Origin of the sequence: Sphingosinicella microcystinivorans, from assembly GCF_027941835.1 — a bacterium.
Taxonomy (GTDB): Bacteria; Pseudomonadota; Alphaproteobacteria; order Sphingomonadales; family Sphingomonadaceae; genus Sphingosinicella.
In genome coordinates this window covers 2864940-2879420 of sequence record NZ_CP116005.1, presented here as the reverse complement: position 1 = coordinate 2879420, position 14481 = coordinate 2864940, and the positions used below count along the sequence as shown (strand labels likewise).

At 61.5% G+C, this 14481-nt stretch carries 11 protein-coding genes and 1 pseudogene; 10 read left to right on the top strand and 2 right to left on the bottom strand.

Translation table 11 applies throughout. The features are described from left to right. Positions 1 to 9: 9 nt before the first annotated feature. From thpD to tnpC, 6 genes and pseudogenes are all read left to right on the top strand, one after another. Positions 10 to 930: an ectoine hydroxylase gene (gene thpD / locus PE061_RS13735; RefSeq protein WP_092958882.1), complete on the top strand. Its 921-nt coding sequence runs from the start codon at positions 10 to 12 to the stop codon at positions 928 to 930. Beyond that, entirely contained in the window at positions 927 to 2369 is a 1443-nt protein-coding gene (locus tag PE061_RS13730) for an aspartate kinase (RefSeq protein ID WP_092958880.1), read from the top strand. Before thpD ends, PE061_RS13730 begins: the two co-directional genes overlap by 4 nt. A gap of 11 nt (positions 2370 to 2380) precedes the next feature. After that, the gene (locus PE061_RS13725) at positions 2381 to 3634 is read left to right on the top strand and encodes an MFS transporter (protein ID WP_092958878.1); all 1254 of its coding nucleotides are present in this window, start codon (positions 2381 to 2383) and stop codon (positions 3632 to 3634) included. Next, the gene (locus PE061_RS13720) at positions 3631 to 4974 is read left to right on the top strand and encodes an MFS transporter (protein ID WP_092958876.1); all 1344 of its coding nucleotides are present in this window, start codon (positions 3631 to 3633) and stop codon (positions 4972 to 4974) included. Before PE061_RS13725 ends, PE061_RS13720 begins: the two co-directional genes overlap by 4 nt. Before the next feature lie 53 nt (positions 4975 to 5027). Next, complete coding sequence (locus tag PE061_RS13715; RefSeq protein ID WP_271259202.1) at positions 5028 to 6236, top strand: mechanosensitive ion channel family protein; 1209 nt, start codon at positions 5028 to 5030, stop codon at positions 6234 to 6236. A gap of 184 nt (positions 6237 to 6420) precedes the next feature. Continuing rightward, positions 6421 to 6990 (top strand): annotated as a pseudogene (gene tnpC / locus PE061_RS13710) (IS66 family transposase); the annotation flags it as partial. Here tnpC and PE061_RS13705 read toward each other — a convergent pair. Beyond that, positions 6939 to 8744, bottom strand: coding sequence for a BCCT family transporter (locus PE061_RS13705; RefSeq protein ID WP_271255826.1), 1806 nt, complete (start codon positions 8742 to 8744; stop codon positions 6939 to 6941). The pseudogene tnpC and the gene PE061_RS13705 overlap by 52 nt on opposite strands. 249 nt (positions 8745 to 8993) lie before the next feature. Here PE061_RS13705 and PE061_RS13700 point away from each other — a divergent pair, with 249 nt between their 5' ends. The 4 genes from PE061_RS13700 to PE061_RS13685 all read left to right on the top strand — a co-directional run bounded on the left by PE061_RS13700 (position 8994) and on the right by PE061_RS13685 (position 14162). Next, positions 8994 to 10511 carry a DUF389 domain-containing protein gene (locus tag PE061_RS13700; protein WP_092958935.1) on the top strand — a complete coding sequence of 506 codons (1518 nt, stop codon included), beginning with the start codon at positions 8994 to 8996 and terminating at the stop codon, positions 10509 to 10511. A gap of 81 nt (positions 10512 to 10592) precedes the next feature. Next, the gene (locus tag PE061_RS13695) at positions 10593 to 11792 is read left to right on the top strand and encodes a mechanosensitive ion channel (protein ID WP_092958870.1); all 1200 of its coding nucleotides are present in this window, start codon (positions 10593 to 10595) and stop codon (positions 11790 to 11792) included. Positions 11793 to 11945: 153 nt separating this feature from the next. Further along, positions 11946 to 13325, top strand: a complete 1380-nt coding sequence (nhaA, locus tag PE061_RS13690) for a Na+/H+ antiporter NhaA (RefSeq protein WP_271255825.1) — start codon at positions 11946 to 11948, stop codon at positions 13323 to 13325. 27 nt (positions 13326 to 13352) lie between these two features. Next, positions 13353 to 14162 (top strand): universal stress protein, encoded by an 810-nt coding sequence (locus tag PE061_RS13685; RefSeq protein ID WP_271255824.1) that lies wholly within the window; start codon positions 13353 to 13355, stop codon positions 14160 to 14162. A 76-nt stretch (positions 14163 to 14238) separates the two neighbouring features. Here PE061_RS13685 and PE061_RS13680 read toward each other — a convergent pair whose 3' ends face one another. Continuing rightward, entirely contained in the window at positions 14239 to 14481 is a 243-nt protein-coding gene (locus PE061_RS13680) for a hypothetical protein (RefSeq protein WP_092958866.1), read from the bottom strand.

Sequence of the window (14481 nt, the reverse complement as noted above, 5' to 3'; positions counted from 1 at the left end):
GGAAGTCCCATGAAAGACATCTACCCGTCCCGTCACGCCGAAGTGGCGGAATTTTTGCCGCGCCTCGATCCCGTGGTCCACAATGACTGGTTCGAGGGCGCACCGCTGAGCCACGAGCAGGTCACCTGGTTCGATCGTGATGGCTTTCTGGTTCTGGAGAACATTTTCTCGGACGACGAAATCGCTTTCCTGCAAAGGGAAGCGGGCACGCTGCTGGCCGATCCCGACGCGCTGGAAGAGGAAACGGTCATCACCGAACCGGGTGGGCGGGAAATCCGCTCTATCTTCAAGATCCATGCCCAGAGCCGCGTTCTCGCGCGCCTGGCCGCCGACGAGCGCCTTGCCGGTGTCGCCCGCTTCCTGTTGGGCGACGAAGTCTACATCCATCAGTCGCGGCTCAACTACAAGCCGGGCTTCCAGGGCAAGGAGTTCTACTGGCACAGCGATTTCGAGACCTGGCATGTCGAGGACGGAATGCCGCGCATGCGCGCGCTTTCGATGTCGATCCTGCTGGCGGAAAATACGCCGCATAACGGCCCGCTGATGCTGATTCCGGAATCGCATCGCACGTTCCTGACGTGCGTGGGAGAGACACCGGAGGACCACTACCGGATGTCGCTGAAACGTCAGGAATATGGCGTTCCAGATGAGAACAGTCTTGCCGAACTGGCGCACAAGAATGGGATCGTCGCACCGACGGGCAAGCCGGGCACGGTGGTCATCTTCGACTGCAATGTCATGCACGGGTCCAACGGCAACATCACTCCGTTCCCGCGCGCGAACGCCTTCCTGGTCTACAACGCCGTCAGTAATGCGTTGGCCGCGCCCTTTGGCGTCGAAAAGCCGCGCCCCGATTTCATTGCCGCGCGCGGCGTGCCGCAGATGGTCCAGCCGGTCTCCGGCTCGCTGGTGGAGGAGGCGCCGGCATGAAGGGAGCGCACAGCGTCGAGAAGATCGGCGGCACGTCCATGGCGGCTACGGCCACACTGTTCGACAATGTGCTGATTGCCGGCCGCAAAGGGGCTGATCTCTACAATCGCATTTTCGTCGTATCGGCCTATGCCGGGATGACGGATCTGCTGCTTGAGCACAAGAAGAGCGGCAAGCCGGGCGTCTATGCGCGCTTTGTCGCCGATGACGGCGCCAACGGTTGGCGCGACGCCATGTCGGATGTGCGCCGGGCCATGCATGTACGCAATGCGGAGATGTTCGCTCGGGGCGAGAGCCTCAAAAACGCCGATACCTTTGTCAACATGCGGATCGATGCCGTCTCCGCTTGCCTTGACGATCTGGCGCGGCTGCGCAGTCACGGCCGCTTCTGCCTCAAGGAGCAACTAGTGACGGTGCGCGAACTGCTTGCCGGATTGGGCGAAGCCCATAGCGCACACAGCACCGCGCTGCTGCTTCGCGATCGCGGCGTCAATGGGCGGTTCGTCGACCTGACGCTTTGGGATCAGCAGGACATGCACGATCTGGACGAATGCATCGTTGAGGCGCTGAAGCCCATCGATCTTGCCACCACGTTGCCCATCATTACGGGCTATGCCGAATGCGCCGAAGGCATGGTGCGCCGCTATGCACGAGGTTATTCGGAAATGACCTTTTCGCGCATCGCCGTGCTGACGGGCGCTCGGGAAGCCATCATTCACAAGGAATTTCATCTGTCGAGCGCAGACCCCAAATTGGTCGGCGCCGACAAGGCCCGCAAGATCGGCAGAACCAATTACGACGTGGCCGATCAGCTCGCGAATCTCGGCATGGAGGCGATCCATCCCGGCGCCGGGCGCGGACTGCGCCAAACGGATATTCCGCTGCGCGTGCGCAACACGTTCGACCGGGAGGATGAAGGCACGCTGATCTGCGGCGACTATGTTTCCGACACGCCTCGCGTCGAGATCGTGACGGGCATTCGCCATGCCCAGGCCCTCCAGTTCTTCGAGCAGGATATGGTCGGCGTGAAGGGCTACGACGCCGCCATATTGGAGGCGCTTACCCGGCACGGAGCGTGGATCGTCAGCAAATCGTCGAACGCCAATACGATCACCCATTATCTGTCGACCGACGCGGCGACGATTTCCCAGGTGATCGACGATTTGCAGAAGCGCTATCCCGATGCGTCGATCTCCGCGCATCCGGTGGCCATGGTGTCGGTGATCGGCAGCGACATATCGCGCCTGGCATTGGTGTCCGACGCACTTGCCGCCTTGGCACAAGCCGGAATCGATATCGTCGCGATGCAGCATCAGATCCGCAATGTCGACGTTCAGTTCATCGTCGACGTCGACAAGTTCGAGAGTGCGATCAGGGCGCTGCATCGCGCGCTCGTCGAGACGGACGGGGGCAAAGTCGAAACCCAGCGCGCGGCCTAGACTTCGTACGCGTGCTTGCCGTCATCCAACCCGTTCGCAGTCTGCTGCTCTCCATTTTCATGCTGATGGCGGGAAGCGGTTTTCTCACCACGCTCATCAGCCTGAGGATAGAGCGCGCAGGCGCGGGCACGATCGCGATCGGCGTGGTCGCGACCGCCTATTTTGTTGGCCTGGTGATCGGTGCGGTCCGGGCGGGCGCAATCGTTCGGCGCGTAGGCCATATCCGTGCTTTCGCCGCCTTCGTCGCGCTGCTGTCGGCGAGCACTCTGTCTTATGTGCTGCTCGGTGATCCGCTGATGTGGGCGTGCTTGCGCTTGATCGACGGCCTGTGCGTGGCGGGTGTATTCATCTGCCTCGAAAGCTGGCTCAACGATCGGGCGGATGAGCAGACCCGAGGGAGTGTGCTCGCGGCCTATATGGTGGCGCTCTATTCCGGACAGGCCATCGGCCAATTGCTGCTGGGAGCGAGCGGTGCCTTGCCCGCAATTCCTTTCCAGATCGCCTCGATCCTTATTTCGCTGGCAATTATCCCGTTGTGTCTGACGCGAAGTACTGCGCCTGTGCCCGACGAGCCGAGCGGCTTCTCGATCCGATCGCTCTGGTCCGCTTCACCATTGGGAGCGATGGGAGCGGTCTCGACAGGACTGATGCTGGGCGCCTTCTATGGCCTGGGAGCGGTCCATGTCCGAAGGCTCGGACTGGATCTGACGCAGACTGCCAATTTCATGATGATCGTGATCCTGGGTGGTGTTGCGCTCCAATGGCCGCTGGGGCGGCTGTCCGACCGTTATGACCGGCGGGGCGTCATCATCGGCTGTTTTGCCGCCACTCTGGCTGTTAGCGTGGCGCTGGCGCTGCTAACATCAGGTGGATTGCTGCTGATGGCGCTCGGTGGGCTGTTCGGTGGTCTCAGCTTCGCGCTCTATCCGCTGTGCGTCGCGCATTGCAACGATCGGCTCTTCGCCACCGAAAGGGTGGCGGCGAGTAGCCGGCTGGTGCTGCTCTATTCCATCGGCGCAGCGCTCGGCCCTGTCGGTGCTGCAATTGTCATGACGTTGGCCGGGACAACCGGACTGTTCCTCTTCGTCGCGCTCTGCGCGGTGATAACGCTGCTCTTCGGCATATGGCGGCAGGCCGCAACGGAAGCGGTGCCCGTATCCGAGCAGCAGGAATTTCAGATCGTGCCCCGCACGACGCCGGTGGCTTCGCTCCTCGATCCCAATACCGCCGACGATGAACCCCCGGCCACAGGACAATCGCTATGAGCGCTTCCTCTGATCTTCCCGATGCTCTCCCGCCGCAACCAGTGACGGATCGGGCGACGCTTCGACGCGCCATTGCCGCCTCGGCGTTGGGCAACGCGACCGAGTGGTTTGACTATGGCATCTATGCCTATGGCGTGACTTATATCTCTGCGGCGCTGTTTCCCGGCGATGTGGACGAGGCCGTCCTGTTCGCACTGGCGACGTTCGCCATTTCCTTCCTCGTCCGGCCGCTGGGTGGTCTCTTCTGGGGGCCATTGGGCGACCGGCTGGGGCGTAAGTCAGTGCTGGCCTTCACAATATTGCTGATGGCCGGTGCGACCTTCTGCGTCGGGCTGATCCCTGATTATGCCGACATCGGTTTCTGGGCGCCCACGCTGCTGATCCTGCTGCGCATGGTGCAGGGTTTCTCGACCGGCGGCGAATATGGCGGGGCGGCGACTTTCATGGCCGAATACGCGCCGGACGACCGGCGCGGCTTTTACGGCAGTTTCCTGGAATTCGGGACGCTGGCGGGCTTTTCCCTGGGTGCTTTCCTGATGCTGGCCTTCTCGCTGCTGCTGGGCGATGCGGCGATGCACGAATGGGGCTGGCGCATCCCGTTTCTCATTGCGGCGCCTATGGGCCTCATCGGCATGTATCTGCGCTCGCGGATGGAGGACACGCCGATCTTCCGCGAGGCAGGCCATGCCGGCAAGCGAGCGGAGACACCGCCTCTGGCTCTGCTCATGCGGCGGCACTGGCAGCCGATGCTCGTCGTGGGCGGCCTGGTCGTCGCCCTCAATGTGGTGAACTACACGCTGCTTAGCTACATGCCGACTTATCTCCAGCGGCGCATCGGCCTTTCGCCCGACGAGGCACTGATCGTGCCGATCATCGGTATGCTGTTCATGATGATGTTCGTGCCGCTCGCCGGCGGCCTCTCCGACCGGGTCGGGCGGCGCGTCATGTGGAGAGTGTCGCTGATCGGACTGCTGGTGGCCGTAGTACCGCTCTATATGCTGATGGCGACGGGTTTTGCCGGAGCGATCGTCGGCTTTATCCTGCTGGGTCTGCTCTACGTGCCGCAGCTCGCGACCATTTCCGCGACATTCCCGGCACTGTTCCCCACTTCGGTGCGTTTCGCCGGTTTTGCCATCGCCTATAATATCTCCACCTCCATCTTCGGTGGCACCGCGCCTGCCATGGGCAGTGCGCTCATCACCGTGACCGGCAACGAACTGATGCCTGCCTTCTACATGATGGCTGCCTGTCTCGTTGGCCTTGTCGCTCTGCGGTTCATGCCGGAGACGGCGGGCCGGTCGCTCCACCACGATCCGTTTTCCGAGAAGAAGCAAGATTGATGACCGATCCTTTCAACGCCCGATTCCAAGTCGATCATCTGATACAGGATTGGATGCCCGAGCCCTGGATGCAGGCAACTTTATCCCTGCTTCTTCTCCTGCTGTTCGCCTGGCTGACCAATTGGGTCGCGAAGCTGATCGTGCACAGGATCGTCATGCGTGTGCTCGACCGCTTCCCGTTCCAGGTCGAAGCCCGGCATATCGGCGCCATCGTGGCGCGTCTGTCCAATATCGTGCCGGCACTCGTGATCCAGAACGGCATCGTCGCGGTGCCTCATATACCGGTGGGTGTGATCGGTCTTGTCCAGAGCCTGTGCGCGGGCTTCATCATCCTGACGATCGCGATTGCGCTGTGCGGCGGGCTGGAACTGGCGAACGACATCTATCAACGTCGTCCTGACGCCGCCGATCGCCCGATCAAGGGTTATGTCCAGGTCGGCAAGATGCTCATTTACGGTGCTGCGACCATCCTCATCATCGCCGTGCTGATGAACCGCTCGCCCTTGCTGCTGCTCTCCGGTCTGGGAGCGATGGCCGCAGTGCTCATGCTGGTATTCAAGGACACCATCCTTTCGCTGGTCGCCTCGGTGCAGATCGGCTCCAATGACATGATCCGGCTGGGTGACTGGATCGAAATGCCGCAGCTCAACGCCGACGGGGATGTGATCGACATTGCGCTGCATACTGTGAAAGTGCAGAATTTCGATAAGACCATCACTACCATCCCCACTCACCGGCTGATCAATGAAAGTTTCCGCAACTGGCGCGGCATGTCGGAATCGGGCGGTCGACGGATCATGCGCTCGCTGATGATCGACCAGAACAGTGTCCATTTTCTCGATGATGGCAGTCTCGCCGATCTTTCGCGCTTCGGCCTGTTGCGCGACTATCTCCAGGCCAAGCAGGAGGAAGTGGAACGCTGGAACGCGGGCCATGCCGGACAACAGGTGCTCGACAGCCGGCGGTTGACCAACATCGGCACCTTCCGTGCCTATGTACATGCCTATCTGAAGTCACGGCCCGATATTGCTGATGACAAAACGCTGCTTGTGCGCCAGCTCGCGCCCAGCGAGCATGGTCTGCCGCTGGAGATCTATGCGTTTGCCAGCACGACGGCATGGGGCGACTACGAGGGCATACAGGCCGATATCTTCGACCATCTTATTGCCATCATGCCCGAGTTCGGCCTGCGCTTGTTCCAGCGTCCGTCAGGCGTGGATATCGCGGCGCTTGCAGACCTGCCATTGCGCCCCGCCGTGTGAGCGTGACCAAACTGGGTTAGCTGAGCCGCCAGCGTTCGAGTTGCTCCAGCAGATCGCCGGTGATCTGGCCTTGTGTGAAGCCAGTCAGATCACGCGGTTTCTCTCCGCCTTCGACCTGCGCTGCAAGCCACCACACCAGGCTGCGGTGCGCCTCCGGCGCGTCGAGCGCGGTGAAGGCCGGTAACGGCGTAAGCGGAGCTTGAGCCTCGCCTTCTGCTGGGCGCACGCGCGACGTAAGTTTTACGAGCTCGCCGATAGCTCGCCGGTCGCGACCGAGGTGCTGCGCCGCATCGCCTTACTCTATGCCATCGAGGACGAAGTGCGAGGATCACCGGCTGAGCAGCGCCGAGCCATCCGTGATGACCGCAGCCGCGTCATCGTCGATGACCTTCGCCAGTATCTTGAGGCTCGGAACCGCCAGGTCAGCGCCAAGAGCAAGCTCGGCGAGGCGATCCGCTACACGCTCACCCGCTGGGACGGCCTCACGCGCTTCCTCGACAATGGCCGCATCGACCTCGATAACAACGCCGTCGAGCGATCGATCCGGCCGCTCGCGTTGAACCGGAAGAATGCCCTCTTCGCCGGTTCCGATGAAGGCGGCGACAACTGGGCCGTGATCGCCACGCTCATCGAGAACTGCAAGCTCAGCGCCATCGACCCGCACGCTTGGCTGGCGGAGACGCTGAGCAAGCTCGCCAACGGTCACCCCGCAAATGGCGTCGGCGAGCTCATGCCCTGGACTGCCGTGGGATGACGCCACCGCTTACGTAACGGCCGCGAACGCGCCACGAGGTGATAGATGAAGCGGCGCTCCGGCGGGGCGCCGATCGACAAGGTAATCGTGCCTTCTTCCTGGTCGATCCTGCACTCCGACCATCCTTCGGCGATCATCGCATCGCGAACCGTTTGCAGCGCAGGTAAACCGTTGCGAACCATCTGCTCGACAATCTCCTTGCGGCTGGCCGATGTGAAGAGGCGCTTGAGACGTCCGCGGATCGGTGCCACGTCGGTATGGATCGTCGTTCCTTCCAGGTCCGCACTGGTTTGCCGCGCCAGGGCGAAGGCCAGCAGGATCATGATAAAGCAGAACGGCAGCGCCGCGACGAGAGTCGCTGCCTGAAGCGCCCCAAGACCGCCGACAAGAAGCAGCAGCATCGCCGCAGCTCCCAGCATGATACACCAATAGATGCGCTGCCAGCGCGGCGTTTCGTCGGCGCCACCAGACGCCAGCGTGTCGATCACCAGTGAGCCCGAGTCCGCCGAAGTCACGAAGAACACGCCGACCAGCAGGATCGTGAGCGTTGAGGTGATCGTAAAGCCAGGCAGATAGTGAAAGAATTGAAATAGCGCGGTCGAAAGGTCGGCATCCACGGCATTCGCGATAGCTCCGGCGGCGGTGCCTAGATCAAGTGAGATGGCCGTGTTCCCAAACACGGTCATCCACAGGAAGGTGAATGCGGTCGGCACCAACAGCACACCGACCACGAATTCCCGAACGGTTCGTCCGCGCGAGATGCGTGCGATGAACATTCCTACGAACGGCGACCAGGCAATCCACCATGCCCAGTAGAACAGCGTCCAGTCGGCCATCCAGCCGCGAGGTTCGTAGGCATAGAGCGTGAAGGTTCGAACGAAAAAGTGATCGAGGTAGAGGCCGAAATTCTGAACGAAAGCGCGCAGCAGGAACAAAGTCGGTCCGGTGGCGAGCACGAACAGCATCAGCAACACAGCAAGGACGAGGTTGAGTTCCGACAGCCGGCGCACACCACGATCGAGGCCGCTCAGGACCGACAGCATCGCCAGGCCCATCACGACGACAATCAAAATGGCTCGGGCGGTCGTGCCGTTGGGAAAATCATAGACATAGGCAAGGCCTGCGCCGATTTGCGAGACGCCGAGACCGAGCGACGTCGCGATACCGAACAGCGTGCCGCAGATCGCGAAAATGTCCACCATGTCGCCAGCCCATCCATTGATGCGCTTGCCCAGCAGCGGATGCAGGCCCGACCGCAAGGTCAGGGGCAACCCCTTGCGATAGGTGAAATAGGCGAGGCTGAGACCGACAGTCGCGTAGATGGCCCAGGCATGGACGCCCCAATGGGTGAAGGTGATCACCATCGCTTCGCGCGCCGCGTCGATGGTTCCCGCTTGAGCCTCTGGTGGCGCACTATAGTGCTGGATCGGCTCGGCGACGGCGAAATACATCAGGCCAATGCCCATGCCCGCCGCAAAGAGCATCGCCAGCCAGGAAACATATGGGAAATCGGGCTCGGCATCATCGGGACCGAGCTTAAGCTGCCCGGCGGGTCCAATCGCCAGGATGACCATCATGGCTAGGAAGCCGGCGACCGATGCGACATAGAACCAGCCGAAGCGGTCGATCACCCAGGCCTGGGCATGGCGGAAGATCAGGTCGGAAGCGCCCGGTGCGATAAATGCGCCACCAAGCAAGAGCAGGACAATAAGCGTCGCACCCCAAAAGACGCGAGGGTTCATGGTGCTGTTCATCCGAGACTTCCTATCCCGAGACGCCGCCGAAACCAACTTCGTTAGGGAATCAGTCCACTACACGGCAGGTTTGAATAGGGCGCGGTCAAACAGCTGTTACTCCATTCATCATGCTTTTGACGCTTTTAGTCTGGAACGCCGCAGCCTAGAAAGCATGCTCCTCAAGCGATCAGAAGAAGCAAGCCCTCTGTGAATCCACATTTCACCCCTGCGTCTGATCATCCCTTTTCGGACAATCGCTGGGATCGGATGCCGCTCTATCGCTGGTGGCGATTAGCCGTGGTTGGAACGATCGATCACGAAAAGGTTGTCGCGCAGGTCGCTGAGGACAGTGGCTGGTCTCCACGCTACGCCTTCATGACCATGATGTCGGCCGGCATCGCGGTGCTTGGGCTGCTGCTGTCCTCGCCGGCTGTCGTCATCGGCGCCATGTTGATCTCGCCGCTAATGAGTCCGATCCTGGGGCTGGGATTCAGTCTGGCCCTGTTCGATTTCGCGGAGATGCGACGTTCTCTTATCGCGCTTGCCATAGGCGCGGGTGTGGCGATCCTGTTTACGGCGTTGATCGTGCTCGCCTCGCCGCTGAAAGCACCGACCGCAGAGATCCTCGCGAGAACGCGGCCGAATCTGTTCGATCTGCTGGTAGCCTTGTTCTCCGCCTTGGCGGGCACCTTTGCGATCATCCGTGGGCGTGGCGAAACGATCGTGGGCGTGGCGATCGCTACAGCGTTGATGCCGCCGCTCGCCGTCGTCGGTTATGGACTGGCAACCTGGAATATGGCCGTACTCGGCGGCGCGCTGGCCCTCTTCGTTACCAACTTCGTCACGATCGCTCTTGCCGCAACGATCATGGCCCGCCTGTATGGCTTCGGTCATTTTCTCTCGAGCCAGCAAAGCTGGACACAGACCTGGCTATTGCTGCTCGCCTTCATCGTGATGGCGGTGCCGCTCGGTCTGTCGCTTAGCCATATCGCCCGGGAAGCCGTGACGACCAACCAGATCCGCTCCTTCCTATCCGATCGCTTCGGCGCCAATGCGCGGGTCACGCAGCTCGATATCGATTTCGACCGGAGACCGATCACGGTCCGATCCGTCGTTATCGCCCCCAGGTCCATGGCCAAGAACAATGGCGCCCTGGAGACAGCTCTGGCCGAGCGGTTGCAACGGCCGGTCCAGCTTCAGGTCGATCAGGTCCTGCTCGATCCGGGAGCAGGCGCGCTTGATGTGCAGCGTGCCGAATTGCGTCAGGCCAATGAAGCGGCTTCTGCTGCCATAAGAATGGAAAACACAATCGGCCGTATGGTAGCTCTCGCGGCAGGGGTTTCTCCAGAACAGGTCACGCTCGATCGGGAGCATCAGCGTGCGACCGCCACGGCCGCAGTGCTACCTGGCGCCAATCTGGCGACCTACCATGCGCTGGAGCAGCGTATCTCCGGCGATGCGGAAGGATGGCAAATCGCTATTTTGCCTCCGCTTTTGCCGTTGCCTGAGATTGGTTTCGCCAATGGCGCTGACAACCTCGATGACGCGGCCCGTCGAGCCGTACTCCTGTCGGCCTGGGCTGCAAAGCGATGGAATATTCCGGCGCTTGGCGTTCCCGGATTACCTGTTGAAGGTAGCGCCAGTAACAATCCACCGCTCTCGGCTCGACGCGCGCTCACCATTGCTGAATTGCTGAGGCAGCAAGGCGTGCGCCCCATGTCCGCTCCAGCAGCGGGGCAAAGCTTCAGCCTCCTGACGGCGCCGGTGGAAGCTGCACCTCTCTAGGAGGTGCTGCCGGTTGCTGAAATTCACAATCCATGGTGCCTGTGTTAGGCTTCGCCTGGTTTCAACAAGGGGAGAAGACTGTTGCATGTCGGAAACTACGTGTTCGACCAGAATCTGGCCTTAGCTATCCTGGAGAAAGCTGCCATCGCGCTGCTTATCCTGGTGATCACCTGGATACTCGCGAAGGCCGCCAAATGGGCTTTTGCAAAGCTCATAGACACGGTCGAACTTTTCCGACGAAGCACCTCCACCGGCGAATCTTTCGGCAGTTCCCTTGGCAAGATCGTCTCGCTGCTGATCTGGCTGTTCGGCCTGCTCGCGATCCTGCAAGTCTTCGATCTGGGCGGCGTCATGGCGCCGGTCCAGACCCTGCTCAACAGCATCATGGCGTTCGTCCCCAAGCTGATCGGCGCAGGCCTGATCTTCTTCATCGGCGCGATGGTGGCAAGGATCGTTCGCGATATCGTAGTGACCGCCCTTCAAACCGTTTCCTTTGACAAATGGGTCAATCGGGGCGGCGCCGAGGCGCTGACGGGCAATTCCCAGATCAGCAAGACGATCGGGGTGATCGTCTATGTCCTGATCATTATCCCGGTTGCCATCCTCGCACTCGATGCCCTCGATTTGGCAAGCGTATCGGCCCCGGCGAGCGACATGCTTCGCCTGATCCTGGCGGCAATTCCACGGATCGTCGGCGCGGCGCTGCTGCTTGGCGTAGGCTATCTGGTCTCACGGTTCGTCGTGCAGATCCTGACGGAAATCCTGCCGGGCCTCGGCGCTGACCGCGCCGTCGGCGCGGCCGGAATCCTGCCCGAAGGCGCAACCGTGTCGGGTATAGTCGCTCGGATCGCGCAGGTAGCGATCATTCTCTTTTTCGCGATCGCCGCGACGCGATTGCTCGGCTTTCCCGAACTCACCGCAATCCTCGACCGTGTGCTGGAACTTGGCGGGCGAGTCGTCTTCGGCGCCGTCGTCATCATCGTCGGCTTCCTGATCGCGCGTCTGCTGGAGCGGCTGATCGGCGGCGCTGGTGAATCTTCGCTGGCCGCCACGATCGTCAAATGGGCCGCGATCATCCTGTTCACCTTCATGGGCCTTCAGTTCATGGGCGTGGGCGAGGACATCGTCCGGCTCGCCTTCGGCGCACTGGTGATCGGGGGAGCGGTCGCCGGCGCTTTGGCCTTCGGTCTCGGCGGACGCAATTGGGCTTCGCGCCAGTTGGAAAAGCTGGACGAGGCCAGCAAGTCCAACAAGACAGGACGCAGCCAATCCACCGATTGAGGTTGGAGAGCATCGATGGAAGGGCGCGGGTTGCAGGATCCGCGCCCCTTTCAATCTCAGGTATGGCGCATGCCTGTCGATCAATGTGGTCAACCGAGGCTCGACATCCAGACTGAATAGCAGCGAGAACCCGACGTAGTTGTGTCGGCGGCGTTGAAGTTCGGCACCAACATGCTTATGGCAGACGGGCTTGGCGTGTGCTGCGTGCGCCCGGGTGCGATGCCCGAATACGGAGAATGGTTGAAACCTTTTTCCGGGAGTATTTTCTCCGTGGCGTCGTCACGTTCTTCTTCCAGGTCCGGGCTCGGACCGGTCCTTCGCCGCTTCATCGAAAGCGCGTCCGCCGGCGGCATCGTTCTGATGGTCGCCGCGCTGCTGGCGATGATGATCGCGAACTCTCCTTTCTCGGCAGCCTATTTCGACACGCTCCACAACTATGTGGGCGGTCTCTCGATCCTGCACTGGATCAACGATGGCCTGATGGCGATCTTCTTCCTGTTCGTGGGCCTCGAGATCAAGCGCGAGCTGGTCGATGGACGGCTCTCCACCTGGGACCAGCGACGCTTACCGGTTCTGGCGGCGCTCGCCGGTATGGCTGCTCCTGCGGCCGTCTATCTCATGATAGCTGGCAGCGATCCGGCATTCGTCAATGGCTGGGCCATTCCGGCCGCGACGGACATCGCCTTTGCGATCGGCGTGCTCGCGCTTCTCGGTCGACGGGCGCCGACGTCTCTCAAGCTGTTTCTCGTGACGGTCGCGATCGTTGACGATATGGGCGCGGTCGCGATCATCGCGCTCTTCTATACCTCGGGCATCGTCATTCCGGCACTTCTCGCGTCGGTAGTTATCCTCGCCGCGATGTTCGCGCTCAACCGCTTCGGCGTCAGGTCGCTGCCGCTCTATCTGATCGGCTTCGGGTTGCTCTGGTTCGCGGTGCTGCTCTCCGGAGTTCATGCGACAATAGCCGGCGTACTGGCCGCGTTCACTATCCCGATCGTCAGGACACCCGGCGCTCCGGACTCTCCCTATTCACCACTCCACAAGCTTGAACAAGCACTCGACGTGCCGGTCGCTTTCTTCATCGTCCCGCTGTTCGGCTTTGCCAATGCCGGCGTCGCGTTTGGTGGTCTGACGCTCGACGACATCTTGTCGCCGATGCCGATCGGCATCGCGGCGGGCTTGTTCCTGGGCAAGCAGTTCGGCATCTTCGCGGCGGTCTGGCTGGCGGTGAAAGCGGGTTTTGCCGCGAAGCCGCGCGGCGCCACCTGGCTGCAAATCTATGCCGTCGCCATCATCTGCGGCATCGGTTTCACGATGAGCCTGTTCATCGGCGGGCTGGCTTTCAACGACCCGCTGCTTGTCGAAGAGGCCAAGCTGGGCACGCTCGGCGGGTCGTTGCTGGCCGCGTTCGTCGGATATGCGCTGTTGCGCTTTGCCCCCCTTCATTCCGAACATGCCGACGAAGAAGTCGCACAGGCGAAGGAAATTGCGCGGGATGGCGATGTCGAACCCAGAAGAACCGAGCCCCGCTAGGCAAGGTCCGATCGGAAAGGAATAATCATGCCTCCATTCGAAGTCCTGCTGGCGAGCGACTTTACCGCACGCTCGGATCGCGCCCTGGACCGCGCCATGCAGCTGGTGGACGAGAAACATGGAACTCTGATTATCGCCCATATCCTTGAAAAAGGCGCCAGGGTCGATGAAGAGGATGTCATCTCCCGGTTGCGCGCCGACCTGCCGGAAAGGGCGGCAAACGCCGAACTGGTCGTGCGCGCGGGTTCGGCCCCAAAGACATTGGCTGCCATTGTGGCGGAACGGGGCAGCGACCTGATCGTCACCGGTGTCGCGCGCTACAACAGCATCGGCGACTATTTTCTCGGCACGGCCGTCGACCACATCATCCGCAATGCCGAGAGGCCGGTTCTCATCGTGCGTCGCCGAGCGGTCGCCCCCTATCGGCGGCTCGTTGTCGCGACCGACCTTTCGGACTGCTCACGCGCCGCCCTGCTGGCCGCCGCCGACTTGTTCCCGGAAGTCGCTATCACGCTCATCCATGCCTTTCATGTTCCATACGAAGGCTGGATCAAATCCGATGACGTCAAAGCCGATATTCGGGCGGAGGCGCAGGAAGAGCTGGATGCTTTTCTCGCCGGCCTCGATCCGGCTTTCCGGGCGAAACTCGAAGTTCGGCTCGTCGAAGGCGAGACCGGAACGGTGGTTGTGCAGGAGCTTGGCAGGACCGACGCCGACCTGCTGGTGCTGGGCACGCATGGCCGCAGCGGATTTGCCCATGCCACTATCGGCAGCCAGGCCGAGGGACTCTTGCCTGCCGTCAACGTCGATGTCCTGATGGTCCGCGAATGCAAATAAAATGGCGACGCGAGCACCAATCAACGGCGTCTGTACGTACCCGGAATGTTCGATTCGAACGATGGCAGGGGCTTCGCTATTCCGACCCCGTCCATTTCGCGACGACCTCGGCCGCGGGTTCTGCCGTGCCGTTCGCCACCGCATCCATCGGCACCGGCCGATGATGGGCGCAAAGTACCGTGAGATAATGGGCTTCCCCGTCGCGCGGCACGACGATCCTGTCGCCAGGGGAGGGAAGCGCGACAAAGGCATGAGCGCCCCAGTCTTGCGACTTATCCCGGATCGAGCCGCGTTCGACCAACAGAAGCGCTTCGATCAT